Raw genomic sequence first — 16,802 nt, forward strand, 5'->3', positions numbered from 1 at the left:
ATCAAAATCTACTGTCCGTACGCTGAAATCCTGATTATACTCATCGGACATGAAATGATAAGGTGGAGCATACTCGGGTACAGATTCCCACCCTGGTTTGCCGTCTTCCCATTGGATATCGGTAGCAGGAAGAGATGTTCCTGTTCCTCCATAGCTGGATGCAACAGCCGGAATATTAGGAATATCTCCATCACTACCATAGGGCTGAATTCCTGTTATCCTGCTTCGACTCGTCGATTCACTATATTCATAATCTACTCGGTATTTTCGTATCAGTTTTCCATTGCGACCATCAGTGTTTGTTTTGGTTGTCACGGCTATCCACTTCAATCGATAATCAGTATCGACCATCGAAGGATTATATGTGGCATAATGATCATCTCTCTTTTCATATGAAAAGCTTACTGTTCTCATCGAAGTTAGCCGATTCGCATCATTTTGTGAATAAATAATCTGCAAGGGATAATAATCCCCGTTCTCCTCGTCTTCCCAGTAGGTTACATAATAGTAATTGCCCCTGGCATCCTCCATATGGGAAATACCCCACACCCGGGCCTTACCCGATTTTTCCACAGCGTCTATGTGTCCGTCATTGCTGGTGCCATGCTGTGCGTCGATTCTCCCATAGTACATCACTTGTCCACTTTTTGAGGCTACCTCCCAATATGAAGCAGCAGTGTTGAGATGATATCCACGAATACGCAGAAAGCTTTCCCGCTCAGTCCTGTATTCCTGGTAAGTGCTGGTACTGTTTATCTCTATCAGTTTCTGTCCATCCAAAAGATAATGATCTTCCGCATCAAAATTAATAGCATACGAAGCGTCTCTGCATATGGCTGAAAGGCCAGCAAGATTCCACCCGACACCGCAAATTCCATTACCCGCGTTAGAGTTGTAATAAAGAGAAATTTTCGGGGTTAGGTTACCAGTTCCCAGAGGAACTTCTATAGGAATGGAATAGGTAAATGCACCTGATGGATCAACAGCTTGTGCAAACAAAACAACACTATACATTGTAAAAAGGAAGAGAAAGGAGAAAATTTTCTTCATTAATCTATCTCTTTTATTATTTAATTTTTACACAATCTACAGCATGTATAAAGAATCTGTCAAGCTCGATAAACAAATAGGAGTCAGAGGCAGTAGGAGGTATCACGTATTGTATTCCCCGCAACACATACAGTTTCCCCATCCCCCGCAGGGGCCTCATTTTGAGATTCTCTTTTGGTTCTTTTGGGCGTTCCCCTCGCCTTTGGCTCGGGGCAGTCGACTACGGGGTGCGCTCACGCTTCCGTCCTCGCCTCACGGCTCGGACCGCTTCGCGCCCTTCGTCTCCTTAACGCATTGGGAGAAGGTTTGGGTTCGGCGTGGAAAAGGACTGTTATAATGAGAAGGAGTGTGGCTTGCTGCTTGAGACGGCACAACTCTCCTGGTGAGGGTATAATTCAGGTAGTATATCGTTGACGGCGATTTTGGGGAAAGCTCAAGTGGAAGCAGGCCAATCTTTTCGCATTGTTGAAGGCCCCGCAGGTAAACAGAAAATACGTTATCGGGTGGAGGCCGAAGGCCGGAGCAAACCACTGGCATGGATGCCGGCTGACAATAACGCATTTTCTGTTTAAGGGCGTAGGCAGGATGCCGGAGCCCTGGCCTGCGGGGTGTTTACGGGGAACACGGAATGAAGTCTACACCTTTGATCCCCACCTCAAGAAGTAATTGGTAAACAGCCTTACTTACGATTGTAATTCGGAACGCGGTTCCGCCATCCCCAAAGAACTCTTGGCTCTGTGCAATGGCAAAATCTTTTTCCACGGGTGCTGGTTGGAATCCACGAGCAAGAATCCCTGGAACATATTTCTTGCCTTTGCATACATCACAAATCTGGAACGCTGCATTCTCAGGCAACGCAAGCGCTACGCGCTTTTCAACGACCATTTGGAAAATATCGTCCAGCGGCATTCCCTTCGGATACTTCAAGACTTCCAAGAAATGAACACCGGGAATCTTGCCCTCAAGCTTTTCTTTTAGTTCCTTCGAGACGAAATACTCACCGAATACCCAGTTCAATTGCAGAATATTCCGTTTGCCCCATTTCGGCGCTTTCTTGATGCTGAACGGCTTTTGCTGTTCCAACCCCACACTACATTTCCGACATCCAACACCCGGCTTGTAAGTGGTTTCTTTGTAGCCAAAATCGTCAGAAGGTTGAGGGTATTCAAAAAGAGTCTTCGGAGATAGGACAAGAAATTCCGCTCCATCGATTTCCTTTTTTGTGAAATCGGTTTTATACTGAAAATCCATAATTTCATAACGTGTTACAGCTTCTTGAATACGCGGCCACTTCGGATCGTTCTCCCCAATGTCATAACCGTTGATGATCCCCGGTTTTATTTTAAATCCTTCGGCCTCAAAGAACTTCGCTGCCGGGCTATCGGTTCTAAAACTGATGCGATGTATTATATTCATAAAACTACCTCAAAATCCCAATGCGTTTAGTATCTGAGGATAGTCTGCATAAATAGTTTGTGCAGCCTGCATCACGCTTTCGCTTGTCGCTAGTCCAGTTCCAGTGGGGCCGTATGGAATAGCTTGCCGCCAAGCGTTTGTAAATACCTGATGCTCTGCTGGCGTCAACGCCATGGATTGCATCGTTCGCGGGTTAACTCCCAGAGTCTCGGCAAACCGCTGTTCAATCAGGTGGTGGGCTTGAAGCCCTGTCCCTCTCACTTCTCCGGTAAGCTGATTATACGGCTTAATCCCGAACTCCCCAGCTCGGCTGAAGCTATTTAACCCCCTCCCAGCGGCACTTACAGTAGGTATTCTACCCGCAGCAGCCCGTGCTGGCAAGCCTCTCGCTGAAATACCAGATAGAAATCGTCCTGCTATCCTTTCCGCTCCTACCGACAAACCACTTATTGTCACTCCACTTATAAAGTACGATGCTACGAACTTTTGCAATGCAGCCTGTTTCTGCTGATATCCAGGGATATAATCAGGATAACTGGTCGGAACTATATCACTATAATATTCTAAACTCGAATCATCCCTCTCTCCTCGGGCTTCTATTTGGTTCAACCGGGCAAGAAGTTCCTTTGCAGATCGCTGCGCTGCATACGCCCTCAACTTCCATTCCGGTATCCTCCCGTTCTCAGGATACGCCTTCGGATTGTAATCATACTCATAATGCAGAATATATTCCGCAAGCTTTTTCGAATCTTCCTTCGACCTTTCCCCTCTCCTTCTTCCCCTATGAATTTGGTAAGAATCATGACCTTCATCATAGGTCATCGAACCTTCCGACTGCCCTATCTTCTGCACTACATCATCAACCGGCCTTAACCCACTCGGGTCCACATACCTCAGCGGGTTATTCCCCGCATACACATACCAGTTCCCGCCGTCCCTCGCAGGGTCCTCACTGATAAACCTCCCAAGATCCGCCTCATACCACCTCGCATTGAAGTAGTACAAACCACTGTCTCCATCATACTCCTTGCCCGTAAACTGTACCGTATGATCCTTACCCCCTCGTTCGTCATACAACCGCCCAAAGGGCGTGTAATCTCCATCCCACACGACCTTCCCGTCCTCTCCGGTCACCAGCACCGTCGAGCCAAGATGGTCACTGTGGTAATAATACCGATTACGCTTCCCCTCTCTCACTTCCTCCAGGGCAAACCGCTTCCCTCCCACATACACATACGTAAGGGACTCCTGCTCTCCTTCCTCCCAGACCACATTCCCAGACAGGTCGAACACATAGTACCGGCTTCCCTCATCGCTTTCCTTCTCAACCCGAAGCCCCTGGGCATCATACCGATAGCCTGCAACCTCAACTCCGTCTACCTTCACCCTCACCAGCCGGTTCAACAGGTCGTACTCGTACTCCCGCAGGCTCCCGTCACCGGAAAACACCGGGCTCCCCTCTTTCCCGTACAGGCTGCTCTCATACCTACTCCAGTCACTCACTTCTCCGACGGCAACCGACTGTCCCGCTACGACAAGCCTCGTTCCCTTTGCACGCAGGTTCCCGTTCTCGTCATACGCATACGCATACCTCCCGTCACAGGCAAGACGGTTGCCCCCAGGATAGTACACATACTCCCTGCTCTCTCCTTCCGCTCCGCTGTACGATAGCTCAAATCGCTTCCGGTTCCCCGCTGCATCATAACCGTACTCCTCACTCCTCTGGTCCACGTAGTAATACACACGAATCATCTTCGATGCCGGACCCTGGTACTCACTCTTGTCCACCGCACGATACCGCTCATCTCGCTCATTGTAATCCGTCTTGACCTTGACGTACCTCGCCGCTACCGCCTCATCAAGCACCAGGGTGAAGCTTCCTTCATGCTCCTCTTCCACCCGAAAACCGCTAACCTCGTGCCACGAGTCTTCCTCATTACTGTCACTGACAAACAGCCGAAGGTCCTTTCCCTTCACCCTGCTTCCGCCAGGCCCGGTAACAAAGACCCTCGCCACATCGTAGGATCCCTTCAGGTCAACCCCGATGCTCCCTGCCGCGTAATCAAGCCGAAGGACCTCGCTCTCTTCCACCTCCGAAAGCGCCCCGTCACCGGTTACATCGTCCGCCTCCACGTACAGGCTCTCCTGTTCCGTCTTCGACGGCTCCACTCCGAAGGCCCCCGACAGCACCGCAAACCTCAGGCGGTTCTCTTCATCGTAGCTGTAGTAGTTATCGTTCATGCGGCTGATATTCCCCGCCTCGTCGTAGCTCAGCTCATACTCCTTCGACGCATCCACTCCGGCGTAGCCGCGGCTTCTCATCCGCCCATCCTCATCATAGCCGAGACTCATCCGAACCCCGTTGGCCGCCGTGATCTCGGTAAGCAAGCCTCCTTCATCGTACTCGGGACTTTTCGACAGATACCCCGCCACATCCTCAAGCTCTCCAAGCAGGTTGTAGCGGTAGGAAACATCCTGGCCATCGGGATAGCTCACCCTGGAGATCCGGTCCCCAAGATCGTAGCCGTAACCCACGTTAAAATCCCTGCCGCCGATACTGGTTCTCACCCCCGTGACTCGGCCGTACACATCAGGCCGGTAGCCCGCCGGATCACCTGCATCATAGCCGTTGTAGGCCGTCACCACCCCGTCGTCTGAGGCCCATTTCAGCGATCCCGCCTCGTCGTAGCCGTAGGAGATCACCGTACGCTCTCCCCCTGCTCCCGAAAGGCTCCGGCTGGTAAGCTCTCCTCTGCCGTTATACTGGTACACGCTCACCGTTTCCCGGGGATCGACGCTTTCGGTCATTCGCCCCCCGGCATCGTAGGCGTAGGTGGAGCGAAAACCGTCGGCAGACACCTCTTCGATAAGCCGGTTCAGCTCGTCGTATTCATAGCGGCGCTCATTGCCCAGGGCATCCCTGCTGTAGCTCATGTTTCCAAGACGGTCGTAGCCGTAGCTGCTTTCCACTGTCGCCTGGGAGGCAGACAAGGTGGCAGGCAGGGGACGATAACGCACCAGCATCCTTCCAAAGGGATCGTATTCCGAGCGGACCACCAGCTCCTGGCCGTCCTTGGTCCACTGCTGTCGGTCCACCTTCCCCGCCTCGTTATAACCGTAGCGGGTGATGTTCCCTTCGGGGCTCTTCTTGTAGACCATTCTGCCCAGGGCATCGTACTTCATCACCGTCGAAAAACCCCTGGCGTCGATGCTCTCACGCACGTTACCGCACCGGTCGTAGCGGTACTCGCTCAGGTAGCTCTTGCCGTCCCCCGTTATCTGCTGGAGGGAAAGCCAGCGCCGGGGCGTATATTCATAGCGCGTCACAAGACCGTCGACCCCCACCTTCTGCCTCAGATTCCCCAGAAGATCATAGGAAAACTGTACATCAAGCCGCGGGCCTGTCTGCTGTTTTGGCGGAAGTTCGGCACGCACCAGGCGGTTTAACAGGTCATATTCATATTCAACGGTAAAATCCATTTCAGGATAGTTGCCGCTCTCCCCCCGGGGATCGGTGGCGCTCTTTACCTGTCCGTCGGCATAATAGGTATAGCAGGTTTCCCCACCCTCGGGATCGATCTCCCGGCTCACATGGTTGCGGGGCGTGTACTCATAACGCCGCTCAAGGCCGTTCGCATCCACACTCCGCAGCACATTGTCCGCAGCATCGTAAAAGTACGCTTCGCCGGCAAGAATTTCCGGCTCATCTCCGGCTCCGGCCGCACGAGCATACTCCACCATAGACTTTCGCCCCAGGCCGTCGTAGCTGGTAATCACCCCGCGAACGCTTCCTCCGGGGGCATCACTCCACTGTGCGGTCTGCCGTCCGACACGGTCGTAGCCGTAGCCGACGGCAGGTCGCACAGCCTGGCTGCTTCCCGATTCATACACCTCGGTCTCAGGCTGCCGCACCGAAATCACCTGGCCCAGGCCGTCGTACCAGAACTCCGTGGTGATGTTCCCGCTCTCAAGGCTCTGGGTTCTCTCCAGCACATTTCCCTGCAGGTCCTGCTTTTCGGTGGTACGGTTGCCCTCCTCGTCGGTAATGGTCAGGAGATTTTCACCATAGTCAAAGGCCATCACCTTCGAGGGGTTCCCGGCGCCAGACCCCTTATAGGGATACTCGATCTTCTCGAGCCGCCCCAGGGCATCGTAGCCGTACCTCGTTGTATATTCCGAATCAGGACCGGCATCTTCCTGTCCGGCATTCGGGTTGACCATCCCCGTAACATTTCCCCAACGGTCGTAGGAAAGCTCCACCACCGCTTCCGTTCCCGCCTCCACCAGGGAGCGCTGACGGATAAGCCTGCCAAGGTCGTTGAATTCCCTCACTACCTTCCGGCCCATGGAATCGCTCATGGTCGATGCCAGAGCCCCCGGCTCATCGGCATACGAGACCGTTATGACGTATGTTCCTCCGTCGTCCCCAGCCTCGCGCCGTTCGGTGATCCGCCCCAGCTTATCGTATGCTATCTTCGTCTCATAGCCGCGGGCATCACGTTCACTTCTCTTCCACCCGCTCCAGTCATAGGTATACTCCCAGCTTAGATCGACACTATTCCCGTCCTCACCGGCCACATCGTTCTCGCTCCGCATGCGCAGCGTGTGGTCGTCGGCATACCGGTATTCGGTTTCATGGCCCTCGGCATCACGTGAGCGTACCATGTCCCCGTTTTCGTCCCATTCGTAGCTGCCGACATTCCATTCGCCTCGGACAGAATCCCATTCGGCAACCCCTGTTTTGCGTCCCCTATCGTCGTAGCCATAGTAGCGGTAACTCGCCAAGGCCGTTTCGCTTCCGGCGACAGGAACCCCATCCCCGTCGAAACCGGGAACGTAGTTTTCCACACACTCCTTGAGCACCAGGTCCCTGCGCCGCTCGGGAATAGTGCCGCAGGAAAGGCCGCTCTCCCCGTACTCCTTCCACGGTCCGTCGCCGCTTTCGCTCTGCCCGCAGTAGCTCCGGTAGGTAACGCTCCGCTTTTCGCGGTCCCAGACCGTTTCGCTTCTCTCCTCGCGAATAAGATTTCCCCAGCCATCGTAGGCATATCGAACCGTCTGGGAGCCCTCTCCCTGAAGGGTTGTTTTCTCCTGAGGACGCACCGCATGCTCATTTTCGTAGCCGATGCTCTGGCTTCTCAGCTGTACAAGATCTTCTCTGCTGTTGTTCTGTTTTTCGTACCAGGTAATGGCCGTTGGACGGTTGGCAACCGCATTCTCATCGTAGCGTATGTTCTTTTCGACACTACGGGATTTTTCGCTCCAGTAGCTGTCGACCAATCGGTAATAGCCGTATGTGTAGGTGGTAAAGCGGCTGCTGTTAACCTCATCCACCGTGGTTTCGGCAAGGTAATAGCCCAGCTTATTCGACACCTTGTCATAATCGTAGTTGTAGCGGGTCGTTCTCACATCATCTCGCGCCCCTATCATGCTGTAGATCGTGACCTGCTGTGCAAGAACACGGGAATAGATCCTGTCGGCTTCACCGGCACCGAAGGCCCCGTAATTAATCTTGATCCGCCCCTTTCCCGGACCTTCCATGCTCGACAGGGGGGTATAGCTATAGTGAGACACCGGCTCGGAAAGATTATCAATCTTCTTGGAAAGCAGATGTTTATACTTTTTCTTTGCCGCATCCACATCAAAGGGCACGGGATTTTTTGCACCAGCTACCTGATACTCACTATCGTAGCCGTAGTTCCAGCTGCGCCCCCCTGCGTCCAGACTCGAAAGAAGGTGGCCCGCCTCATCCTGCTCATACGTGATCCCCCGTCCGTAGGGGTCGTCAGCCAAGGCTATTTCACTGATATAGGGAAGGCCGGTCTCATCCGCCGTCTTGTAGGTGAAGGCCAAAACCCGTCCGACCGCATCCGTGATCGTTTTGATCTGGAACCCGCCGGATACATAACTGATCCCGACCGAAAAGAGCCCGTCGGGGCTTGTTATGTTCGTGGTCCTCCCCTTTTTATCCATGCTGTAGACCGTACCGTCGGAAGTCACAAGGCTATAGCCGGTACTGCTCCAGGCACTTTGAGATACCCCTAGTGCTCCTATAAAAGAGACTGTTCTTGAAGACCTTCGTTGCGATACCGAAAGGGAAAAATCCTCGCCGAGGTGGTTTTCAAGCACAAGACTCCGATGCTTTCCACCGTCGGGACTATTACGAAGCTCCATACCATAAAATCCGTACATCCCTCCCTCAGGCATGACGAGGTACTGCTCGCTGTTCGCATTTTTTATGTAGGGCAGGTTCAGCCGCCATCCCTTTCCCATGGAATAGGAAAAATCCCCTTGGTCCTCCAGATATGGTAGAGCCCAGGAAGGGCTTTCTGCCCGTTCATCCATTTTGGCAACCGACAAATCATAGTAGCGCTTCAGGGTGAAATCGAAACCATTGGGACCGGGCAGCTCCAGTTCGGTCATGCTCGTATGAATGTTTCCGCCCTGAGGGCTCACCCACAGCCCTTCATGCTCCGCATAGGTCCGAAACGGAGAGAAACCCGCATCCTGCATCTCTTCGGGCGAGATATCCTCCACACTGGTTGCCACCGGCGCGTACAGGGAAAAATGGAAGGAAGTGAAGGCTATGGTATGATGCTCGGTGTCAACCGCCGCATCTTTCACCTTGACCCACCGCCCCCATCTCGTATCAAAGGTATATACGTTGAGATTTTCCTCAGGGAACCCTTCGGGAATCAGATTCTTGTCATAGGAAATCACTCCGACAAAGGGCTCGTTGAAGAGCTCACCCTCCGAACAGATCTCCCCCGTGCCGTCCAAAAGCTCGAAGCTGTACACGGGCCCCACGAAGTCATGTTCGAAGGCCTCATCCTCGCTCTCCTGCCACCCAGGATCGGCCTCGGCTATCCTCACCGAGACAGCGCCCTCAGGCGTGCTTCCCTCCGGCAGCAAGAGGGCCGCGCTCTCATATTCGGCCGCCGTCACCCCGTCGTCTTCAATGGTCGCAGAGGCTATCCCCGGTACCGCAGACAAAGACTCGCCATAGCCTCCGATATTCTCGGCACGGTCCACTCCCCGCACCCGGTACACATAGCGTGTGCCGTTTTCCACTTCGGTATCGATATAGCCCTGCTGGTCCATGCGATCGATACGACGAACCGATCCCTCGGGCCAGCCCGGATTCCGCTCTATCTCATAGGAAATAATATCATCGTCCCCATCGTCCCAGGAAAGCGCCATGTGACCGTTCCCCGGCAGGATATCAAGGCCGGTGACAGCCACAGGCGGTATGGTATCGATCTTTGTCTGTGTGGTCGAAAGCTGCTCGTGGCCGACCTTGTCAAAGGCCTTGACCACAAGACGGTGCACCCCATCTTCGAGGAGGGGAAGCTGGTAGCCACTTTCCACGGTACGGTAATCACCGTTATCGATAGATAACTCGTAGTGGTCCACTCCCGTCACCGCATCCGTGGTCTCAAAGCGGATCACCGGGCGCTGGTTCGAGGTCCATCCTTCGGGTATAACCTTAATCTCGAAAGGCAGGGGGGCTTCCGTATCAACCTGGTAAAACAGGCTCGTTTCACTTCGGTTTCCGGCCTCATCCCGTGCCGCTAAAACCAGATGGTGTGAACCATCCACAAGATCTACCGCCCTGCGGTACACCCCGCCTTCTTCGGCCATAACCCGACCGTCGAGAAAGACCGTTGCACTATTCTCTTCTGCAACAGCTGCCTCGAAATCCGTTATTGATGATGTAAGCACCGTCCCCGACTCGGGCCGAACCGCCCCTATAACGGGGGCCATTGTATCGCGAACGACCCGAACCTGCTTGTCCACCCTTCGCCCGAATTGATCACGCAACTCTAGGTCAATCGCCTGCTCTCCTTCCCGTAAGCGAAAGGCAGGCGTGGTGAACCGGCCGCCTTCAACCTCCACCGGAAACCGTCCGGCCCAAAGCCGATAATGGCCCTGGACCTGGATCCTGCCGCTTATCGTGACAAAAGCCTCGTTGGTGTAATAGGGACTCTCGGGAGATGCTATACTAAGCGACGGTTCCTGGTTTACCCGGAAAACCCTCCGCATAAGCCTTCCGACCTCCCCCTTATGTCCTTGGGTGAAAAGGAGTTCTATGCGGTTGAGCCCCTCGGAAAGCTCAACTCGATGGGAAAAGCCCCTCCATCCTCCTTCGATCTCCTGGCCATTTATGATCACCTGCATGGTCGGAAGCATTCTGCCGCTGACAAGGATGCTGTCCTCGAGGGTATAGCTTATCCCTTCGGAAAGATTCACCGAATAGAGAAGGCTGTCCCGGTCATACCAGCGGATAAGCTTCTGACTCTCGCGATTCTCTTCATCAAGCGCTCTCATCAATAGCTCATGCTCGGCCTGATCACCCCAGCCGGAAGTGCGCAAAGTCCCCCAGAAAAGATGGCCACGCTGCTGTGCAGCAATTCCGTTGATGCTTACCTTTGCTCCCGGATCATCTACATAGCCGACAACGCTTTGTCCGATCCCTCCGAACTCCACAAGCTCCCCGTTTACCGGCCAGCGCATCTCGATTTCAGGGGCCCCGTCGCGCTCAAGGCTTCCCATCACCCTGATACCGTACAAAGCATCGGGCCGTGCATTGGTGATCTTCAGGGCCGTTGTTTCTATCGGCCCATCTCCGGCGCCACTCTGCCAGCGTTGCCCATACCCATACTCCCGGCTCCAGGCGATGGGCAGCCACTGCCCATCCTGTTCGTAGTATAACTGTTCGGAAACCAGATGCTCTCCCGTAAGATCAATCCGTTCCGGAACGAGCTTTTCATCAAGCCGGTACACCAACTCCCGTTCCCCTTCCGGGGCCACCTTACTGTAGGCGGATACTCCCGACAGCTGAGAGACCACCCCAGCTGCCGTTTGCGGTATGAGGCTACCGGTCAGGATAGAGGTATCCTCATGGGCAGAAAACGTGATGAGGTTCTCCCCTTCCAGAAGCATATCCCGGGCCACCAGTCCCTCGTACCAGCTCGTCCCTTCAAGAGAAGCAACACGCTCCAGAGCGAGCTCCGTATCGTTCACCTCTACCGTGAATGCTTGTCCCACATCCTTGTTCAGCACAAGCGACATCCGGTAACACTGCGGCTCTTCCACACGACACTGTGCATATAATCCGCCGGTCAGATCTTTACCGCCCACATCGATGAGCGACGTCGGCTCGAGATCCCCCGCAGCGTTTCCCCACAGCTCAAGCTCGCCGATTCCCCCTTCTTCGGCTCCCTGATATCTGCTGCCGTAGACCGTCAAACGAATCCCGTCACTTTCCACTCCCCCGGGAAACTCCACACTCTTCCAGCCGGAGGACTCCCCCTCCTCTATCCGAAACAGCTCTCGCCAAAAGAAACCTTCCCGCGCTTCCACGATAAGCGTGCCGCGGTACCCTTCATGCAAATAGACTCGTGCCTTGTAGATCCTGCTATTCTGCGGAAGGTGAAAGGCAACATCCCCCTCGTCCCATCCCCAAGCAGGCCTGCCGCCCTCTCCCCTTGGACTGCCGGTCCGAATGCAGCCTTCAATCCAGCTGCGGCTGGAAGAATCGAACGGACCGCCCCATCTATTCCATCCATTCCCTTGTTCAGAGTGCCAGATTGTCTTGGTATTTCCGTCGACCAGATGCTTTGCGGGATAAAAAAGTGAATCGTCACCGCTGTCTGAGAGTTCCAAAGGAATTTTTCGATACGCGCTCGAAGAGCGTTCACCTATCACCTCCACCTCATTGAGACTACTCAGCGAAGCATCCTCTCCGGATACCTCGATCCTCACCCTTTCAGCCCGCACCCCGTCTCCGGCAAGATTGACAAAGTTCCATCCCGGAGCCAAAGCACTGAGGTATCCCAGGGGAAAGGGCTGCCACAAGCCATCCTCCGTTTCATAGAGAACCCGAAGCTCACTTTTCTCCCCAAGACTCCCATACAGCGACAGCCCGTAGAGGTCCGTCATCTCAGACAACGTGAGCTCAAGCCAACCCGCCTGCGAGTCGTTTGCGATGGCCCATCCCGTATCCGTACTTCCGTCTATCACATACTCTGCCGGTCCAAGGGCCGAGCTGCTTACCGAACCCCGAACACTTTCAACACCTATGCTCTCTATTCCCTCGGCTCCCATGTTGGCCACTGCCGCGGCCAGCAAGAGAAGAGCGCACAAACGAACCTTCATTGCTTTCAACACTTTTTTACCCCGCCTCATTTTCTAAGGATCTCCAACTCGCTTCCCGAAAGATTCAGGAGCTCTTCATGGTAATAATCATTACCGTTATCTTCAAAAACGGAATCACCTATATCCGGTCGCCTGGCACCATGTTCGGCCATTGCATCTTCCTTGATCCCGTACCATGTATTTCCAATAAACCGGCATCTTGAGAGCTCTACACTCGCGCCCACAAGGTGCAATCCAATCAAATTCTCATGAACATCAACATCACTCAGTATCACCGCTGAAGCAGGCCCTGCCGTCACCCCGCGTTTGCTTCCGCTTATGCTCACATGCTCAAAGCTTCCGCTGCCTCTTACCAGAATTCCCTCCCAGTAAGCTTCCTGTGCATCGGCACGGCGACAAACAACAGGAGCGGCTTCTGTTCCCTCGACCATCAGGCTTGCCCCCGTTTGAACCTCGATTCCGGCCCCCGGGACGGCAGTCACCGTGGTCCCATCTTTCACTACAAGGCTAAGCCCTTCCGGCACAACGACAATGCCGGTAAGCCTCTGGCCCTCTTCCCACGTCTCACTGATAAGCAGTTCACCTTCGCTGGTATTCACCGCATGTACGACGATCTCGGCACTGCTTTCCTGGTTCCACCAGTCGCTGACGGTAAGAACAACCCGGTAATCCCCGGCGCTCATAAACATCTTTTCAGGCGCCATCCCTTCACCGCTTGTCTCGTCTCCGAAGTTCCAGGCATAGGAGAGATCATCGCCCTCAGGGTCATAGGCTGCATACAAACGCTCCCCTTCGTCGCCGACAACAGGAAGCAGCTCGCCCACTCGAAGGGTGATCTCAGGAATCATAACCGTCACCACTGGGGCCTGGTTATCCTCCGCACTGCTTATCGATATGGTTTCCGACCTGTTGCCCACCTTGTCGATCACAATCATACGGGCGGTGGCCTTTCCCGTCGTTTCATCCATGGCCAGGGGCCACCAGTCGATCGCAAGCTCATCCGAGCTTACCGGAAACAGGACCCCTGCGCCGGAGGCAACCTGTGCAGCAAGGGCCTTTTCACTACCCGCAGCAAAGGCAACCTGCTCCGCAGGTTCATCTCTCCCCCCATTCCACAGCAGCAACGTCTCCACTCCGGAGGCACTGCTTCCCATACCGTCGGAAAGGGCAAAGGCCTTCAAACTGACCGTATCCTCGGTCTCCGCCTCCACCGTAAGTACCCCTCGAGGTGGATTTCCATCAACCGCGAAACGCCGCGTTGCACCGCTTGAGGGCCAGCGTCCGGCCTCATTCCATACAAGCAGGGAACCGTCCCAGTCGTGGTAGTACTCAGGGATCTCCAGATACCACTCATATATCCCCTGGCCCAGATCAGGGGCCCCATCCTCATCCCCGTTTATGCTGCGAACCGGTGTGCCTGCGGCAACACCGGGATCATACACCTGGTACGGGCCTGCCCCCTGTCGCCGGTAGAAAACCCGAAGACCCAGCAGGTCTCCCTCATCATCCTTCTCACGCTCCAATGAAAAAGCGGGAAAGCCTGGACCAATAACCGTTCCCTCATCTGGAACCGTTAGCGCTACATCCCCTGCAGTATGATTAGGAAGATGGAATACCACCGATCTGGTCGCCGGAAAGCCACTTGCATTCTTTGCATAGACCCGTGCCGTATAGAAACGCTTACTTTTCAACCCATGCGGCAGAAGACAGCGCATCCCTTCGGCCTTCGGATCCACTTTCTGCGTATAGACCTCGTCCAGCTGATCGACAGGATCATCCCCTTTAAGCACCTGCAGCCAAAAGCCGTAGCCGTCGGGAATCTCACCTTCATATTCCCAGGCTATGTAGGAGTTATCACCTTCTTGCTCAAGCCGCACATTCACAGGAGGCTTCGGGGCCTGGTCAACCGTAAGGTGATATTCGGATTTGCAGCTGTTTCCGCAGGCATCCGATATCGACAAAAGGAAGCTATACTCACCGTTCGGTATTCCCGATACATTCATGGAGTAGAGCTTTGCATCATCGTTATGCTCAATCTCAACACTCCGCCAGAGTCCGCTTGCATTCGTAATCCGTGCCCGGTATGTCGATCCGTCAAGGCCGCTCTGCCATGCTTCGGGTTCCGCACCATAGGTGCTGCCGTCCACCGCAGGGTACCAGCCGATCACATCGCCGCTACCCGACGGAATAAAAAGCACGCCCTTATCGTCAACATCGAGAATCAAACGCTCCCCATCGCTTTTCAGAAGCGGCGGCAAAGGGGCACTACTATCCACTCCGAAAGGAAGCCGCTGTATCGCGCCCTTATTGCCCGCCCCGTCGAAAAAATAGATGACGGCCGTATACACACCGTTGGCAAGATCTATCTCATCACCGAAGCTGTATGTGCCGGTCTGATTCCCTTCGGAATTCGAAATCTCGATCACACCGTCGGGCATGGTCGCGGAAAGACCGCCGGCAGGCCCCCTGTCAGCAGGGATATCTTCATCGTCTATGGTAAAACGCACCGATGGGCCAAAGTAACGCAGCTGCTGCCCCTCGGAAAAGTCGGCCACGCAGGATTCACTCCCCCACTCGACGCCGACCTTTTCCACCGCCTCAGGTCCCTCATCATCTACATAAAAATAGGCGGGAAAATAACCCGAATCACCGAGGTCGGCAATGTGGCCCGCCATAAGCTCCTCTTCCCCATGATCCTTAAACCACGTGTAGATCTTGTCGTAAACCTGCCCCTCGATCCTATACGCCCCCCCTCCGAGACTTCCCCCATAGCCGGAAAGCAAATCGGCAAAACCTCCATCCGCCATCTGTGAAGCATCGATATCGCCTTCCCAGGCCACCTCTCCACTATCGGTTTTAACAATCCTCAGGTGATAGCCCCCGATCCCGGAAGCAAGATCGTAGATCTGCCCCGTTTCCTTTCCCAGGCGGTAGCCCGTCAGGGGCTCCGACCGATCGCTGCAGGAAAGCGAGAGAAACAGCCCCTTTCCCAGGCCTAAAACGGGAGCAGAACCCTCTTTTTTGAACTCGATGGTCGCACTCTCGGCATCGGGAGCAAGACTATCGTAGTGGAGATCTTCCGAAGAGAGGAGGACCGTGACGCTTCCTCCAAAAGTATAATTATGTGTATGCCCATTAGGTGACTCATGACGTGCGATACCAGCGGTAACTCTTACTTCGAGATAGGTGCCGGGCAGTACATAAAGATGGTTACCACGATATGTACGTTCTTGTCCCTGCCCTATAGCCCGGACAGAAAATTGAGGTTCTTGAGAAACATTCTCTTCAGTAGTCTTTCTAAAAACAAGGCTAATACCAATAGGAAACGGCAAGGCATGGGCGGCGGCCGTCGACGAAGATTCGGTAAACTTTACCGTCTGCATAGCTGAATCGAAATAGAGATATCTGTGCGCTGATACTCTTGTTATCCACACATTATCCGGAGAGGAACTCTCATGGTGCCCTCCACCGAACACCGAGGCGACAAAAACGAGAGCTATGGCGCAAAAGAATGAGATAATGACGATGCGTTTCATGGCAATTTCCTTTTTTTCAATGAGACCTTTTTCAACTTCTCATTTTATTCGATTATATCGACGCCCGATAATTCTTGTAAACTCCCCTCGTTTCTGTTCTAATACATTATGCAGCTTTTTTTTCTCCTCACCATCCTTTGCCTCCTGGCAGGAATCTCATACCTTGATATCCGCTTTATGCGTATTCCATTGCCCCTCAACCTCGGTTTTTTCGCACTTTCTCTTGCCTATTCATATATAAGCGGTTTCGGCTTACCCGCTCTCTTTTACGCCTTTGCAGGTTTTCTCTTTATCGTCGTTATCCGACGGCTTACCGCAAACGGAATAGGCCTGGCAGATGCCATTTTATCGGGTTCCGTCACCTTATTGCTCGGGCCGATGAAATGGGTGCTGTGCCTGCTATCGGCCAGTATACTTGGACTTGTCCTGTTTATTCTCCTGGGAAAAAAGATCGGTGCCAGCGGGGAAAAACCGAGGCTGCCCTTTGCACCATGTATCGCGATAGCAACCATTCCCTTTCTTTTTATTAATTGACATGCATGCGGCAGATGACGTACACTACCGCATAGTTGTTCATCCAAGGTGTAATTAAAAAATGCGCGCAACCTTCAAAGTGTTTGTCATATATTTCCTGATGTCCGT

The 16,802-nt window shown here is 53.8% G+C and carries 5 protein-coding genes; 1 reads left to right on the forward strand and 4 read right to left on the reverse strand.

The window, feature by feature from the left end:
- From F459_RS22670 to F459_RS0120240, 4 genes are all read right to left on the reverse strand, one after another.
- The coding region (locus F459_RS22670; protein WP_033302192.1) for a SpvB/TcaC N-terminal domain-containing protein at positions 1–1,050 on the reverse strand (1,050 nt) is incomplete at its 3' end.
- Positions 1,051–1,662: 612 nt separating this feature from the next.
- Positions 1,663–2,466 carry a hypothetical protein gene (locus tag F459_RS0120230; protein WP_020614476.1) on the reverse strand — a complete coding sequence of 268 codons (804 nt, stop codon included), beginning with the start codon at positions 2,464–2,466 and terminating at the stop codon, positions 1,663–1,665.
- Between the two features lie 9 nt (positions 2,467–2,475).
- A complete protein-coding gene (locus F459_RS0120235) occupies positions 2,476–12,654 on the reverse strand; it encodes an RHS repeat-associated core domain-containing protein (protein WP_020614477.1) in 10,179 nt (3,392 codons plus the stop codon).
- Positions 12,651–16,160, reverse strand: coding sequence for a PKD domain-containing protein (locus tag F459_RS0120240; RefSeq protein WP_020614478.1), 3,510 nt, complete (start codon positions 16,158–16,160; stop codon positions 12,651–12,653). The genes F459_RS0120235 and F459_RS0120240 overlap by 4 nt, the downstream gene beginning before the upstream one ends.
- Before the next feature lie 108 nt (positions 16,161–16,268).
- Here F459_RS0120240 and F459_RS0120245 point away from each other — a divergent pair, with 108 nt between their 5' ends.
- Positions 16,269–16,694, forward strand: a complete 426-nt coding sequence (locus F459_RS0120245; protein WP_020614479.1) for an A24 family peptidase — start codon at positions 16,269–16,271, stop codon at positions 16,692–16,694.
- Positions 16,695–16,802 lie beyond the last annotated feature (108 nt).

The sequence above is a fragment of the Sediminispirochaeta bajacaliforniensis DSM 16054 genome, assembly GCF_000378205.1.
In the GTDB taxonomy this organism is placed as follows: Bacteria; Spirochaetota; Spirochaetia; order DSM-16054; family Sediminispirochaetaceae; genus Sediminispirochaeta; species Sediminispirochaeta bajacaliforniensis.

Coding starts and splice junctions, on each gene's coding strand:
- F459_RS0120230 (WP_020614476.1), bottom strand. CDS start 2,466: ATGAATATAATACATCGCATCAGTTTTAGAACCGATAGCCCGGCAGCG.
- F459_RS0120235 (WP_020614477.1), bottom strand. CDS start 12,654: ATGAGGCGGGGTAAAAAAGTGTTGAAAGCAATGAAGGTTCGTTTGTGC.
- F459_RS0120240 (WP_020614478.1), bottom strand. CDS start 16,160: ATGAAACGCATCGTCATTATCTCATTCTTTTGCGCCATAGCTCTCGTT.
- F459_RS0120245 (WP_020614479.1), top strand. CDS start 16,269: ATGCAGCTTTTTTTTCTCCTCACCATCCTTTGCCTCCTGGCAGGAATC.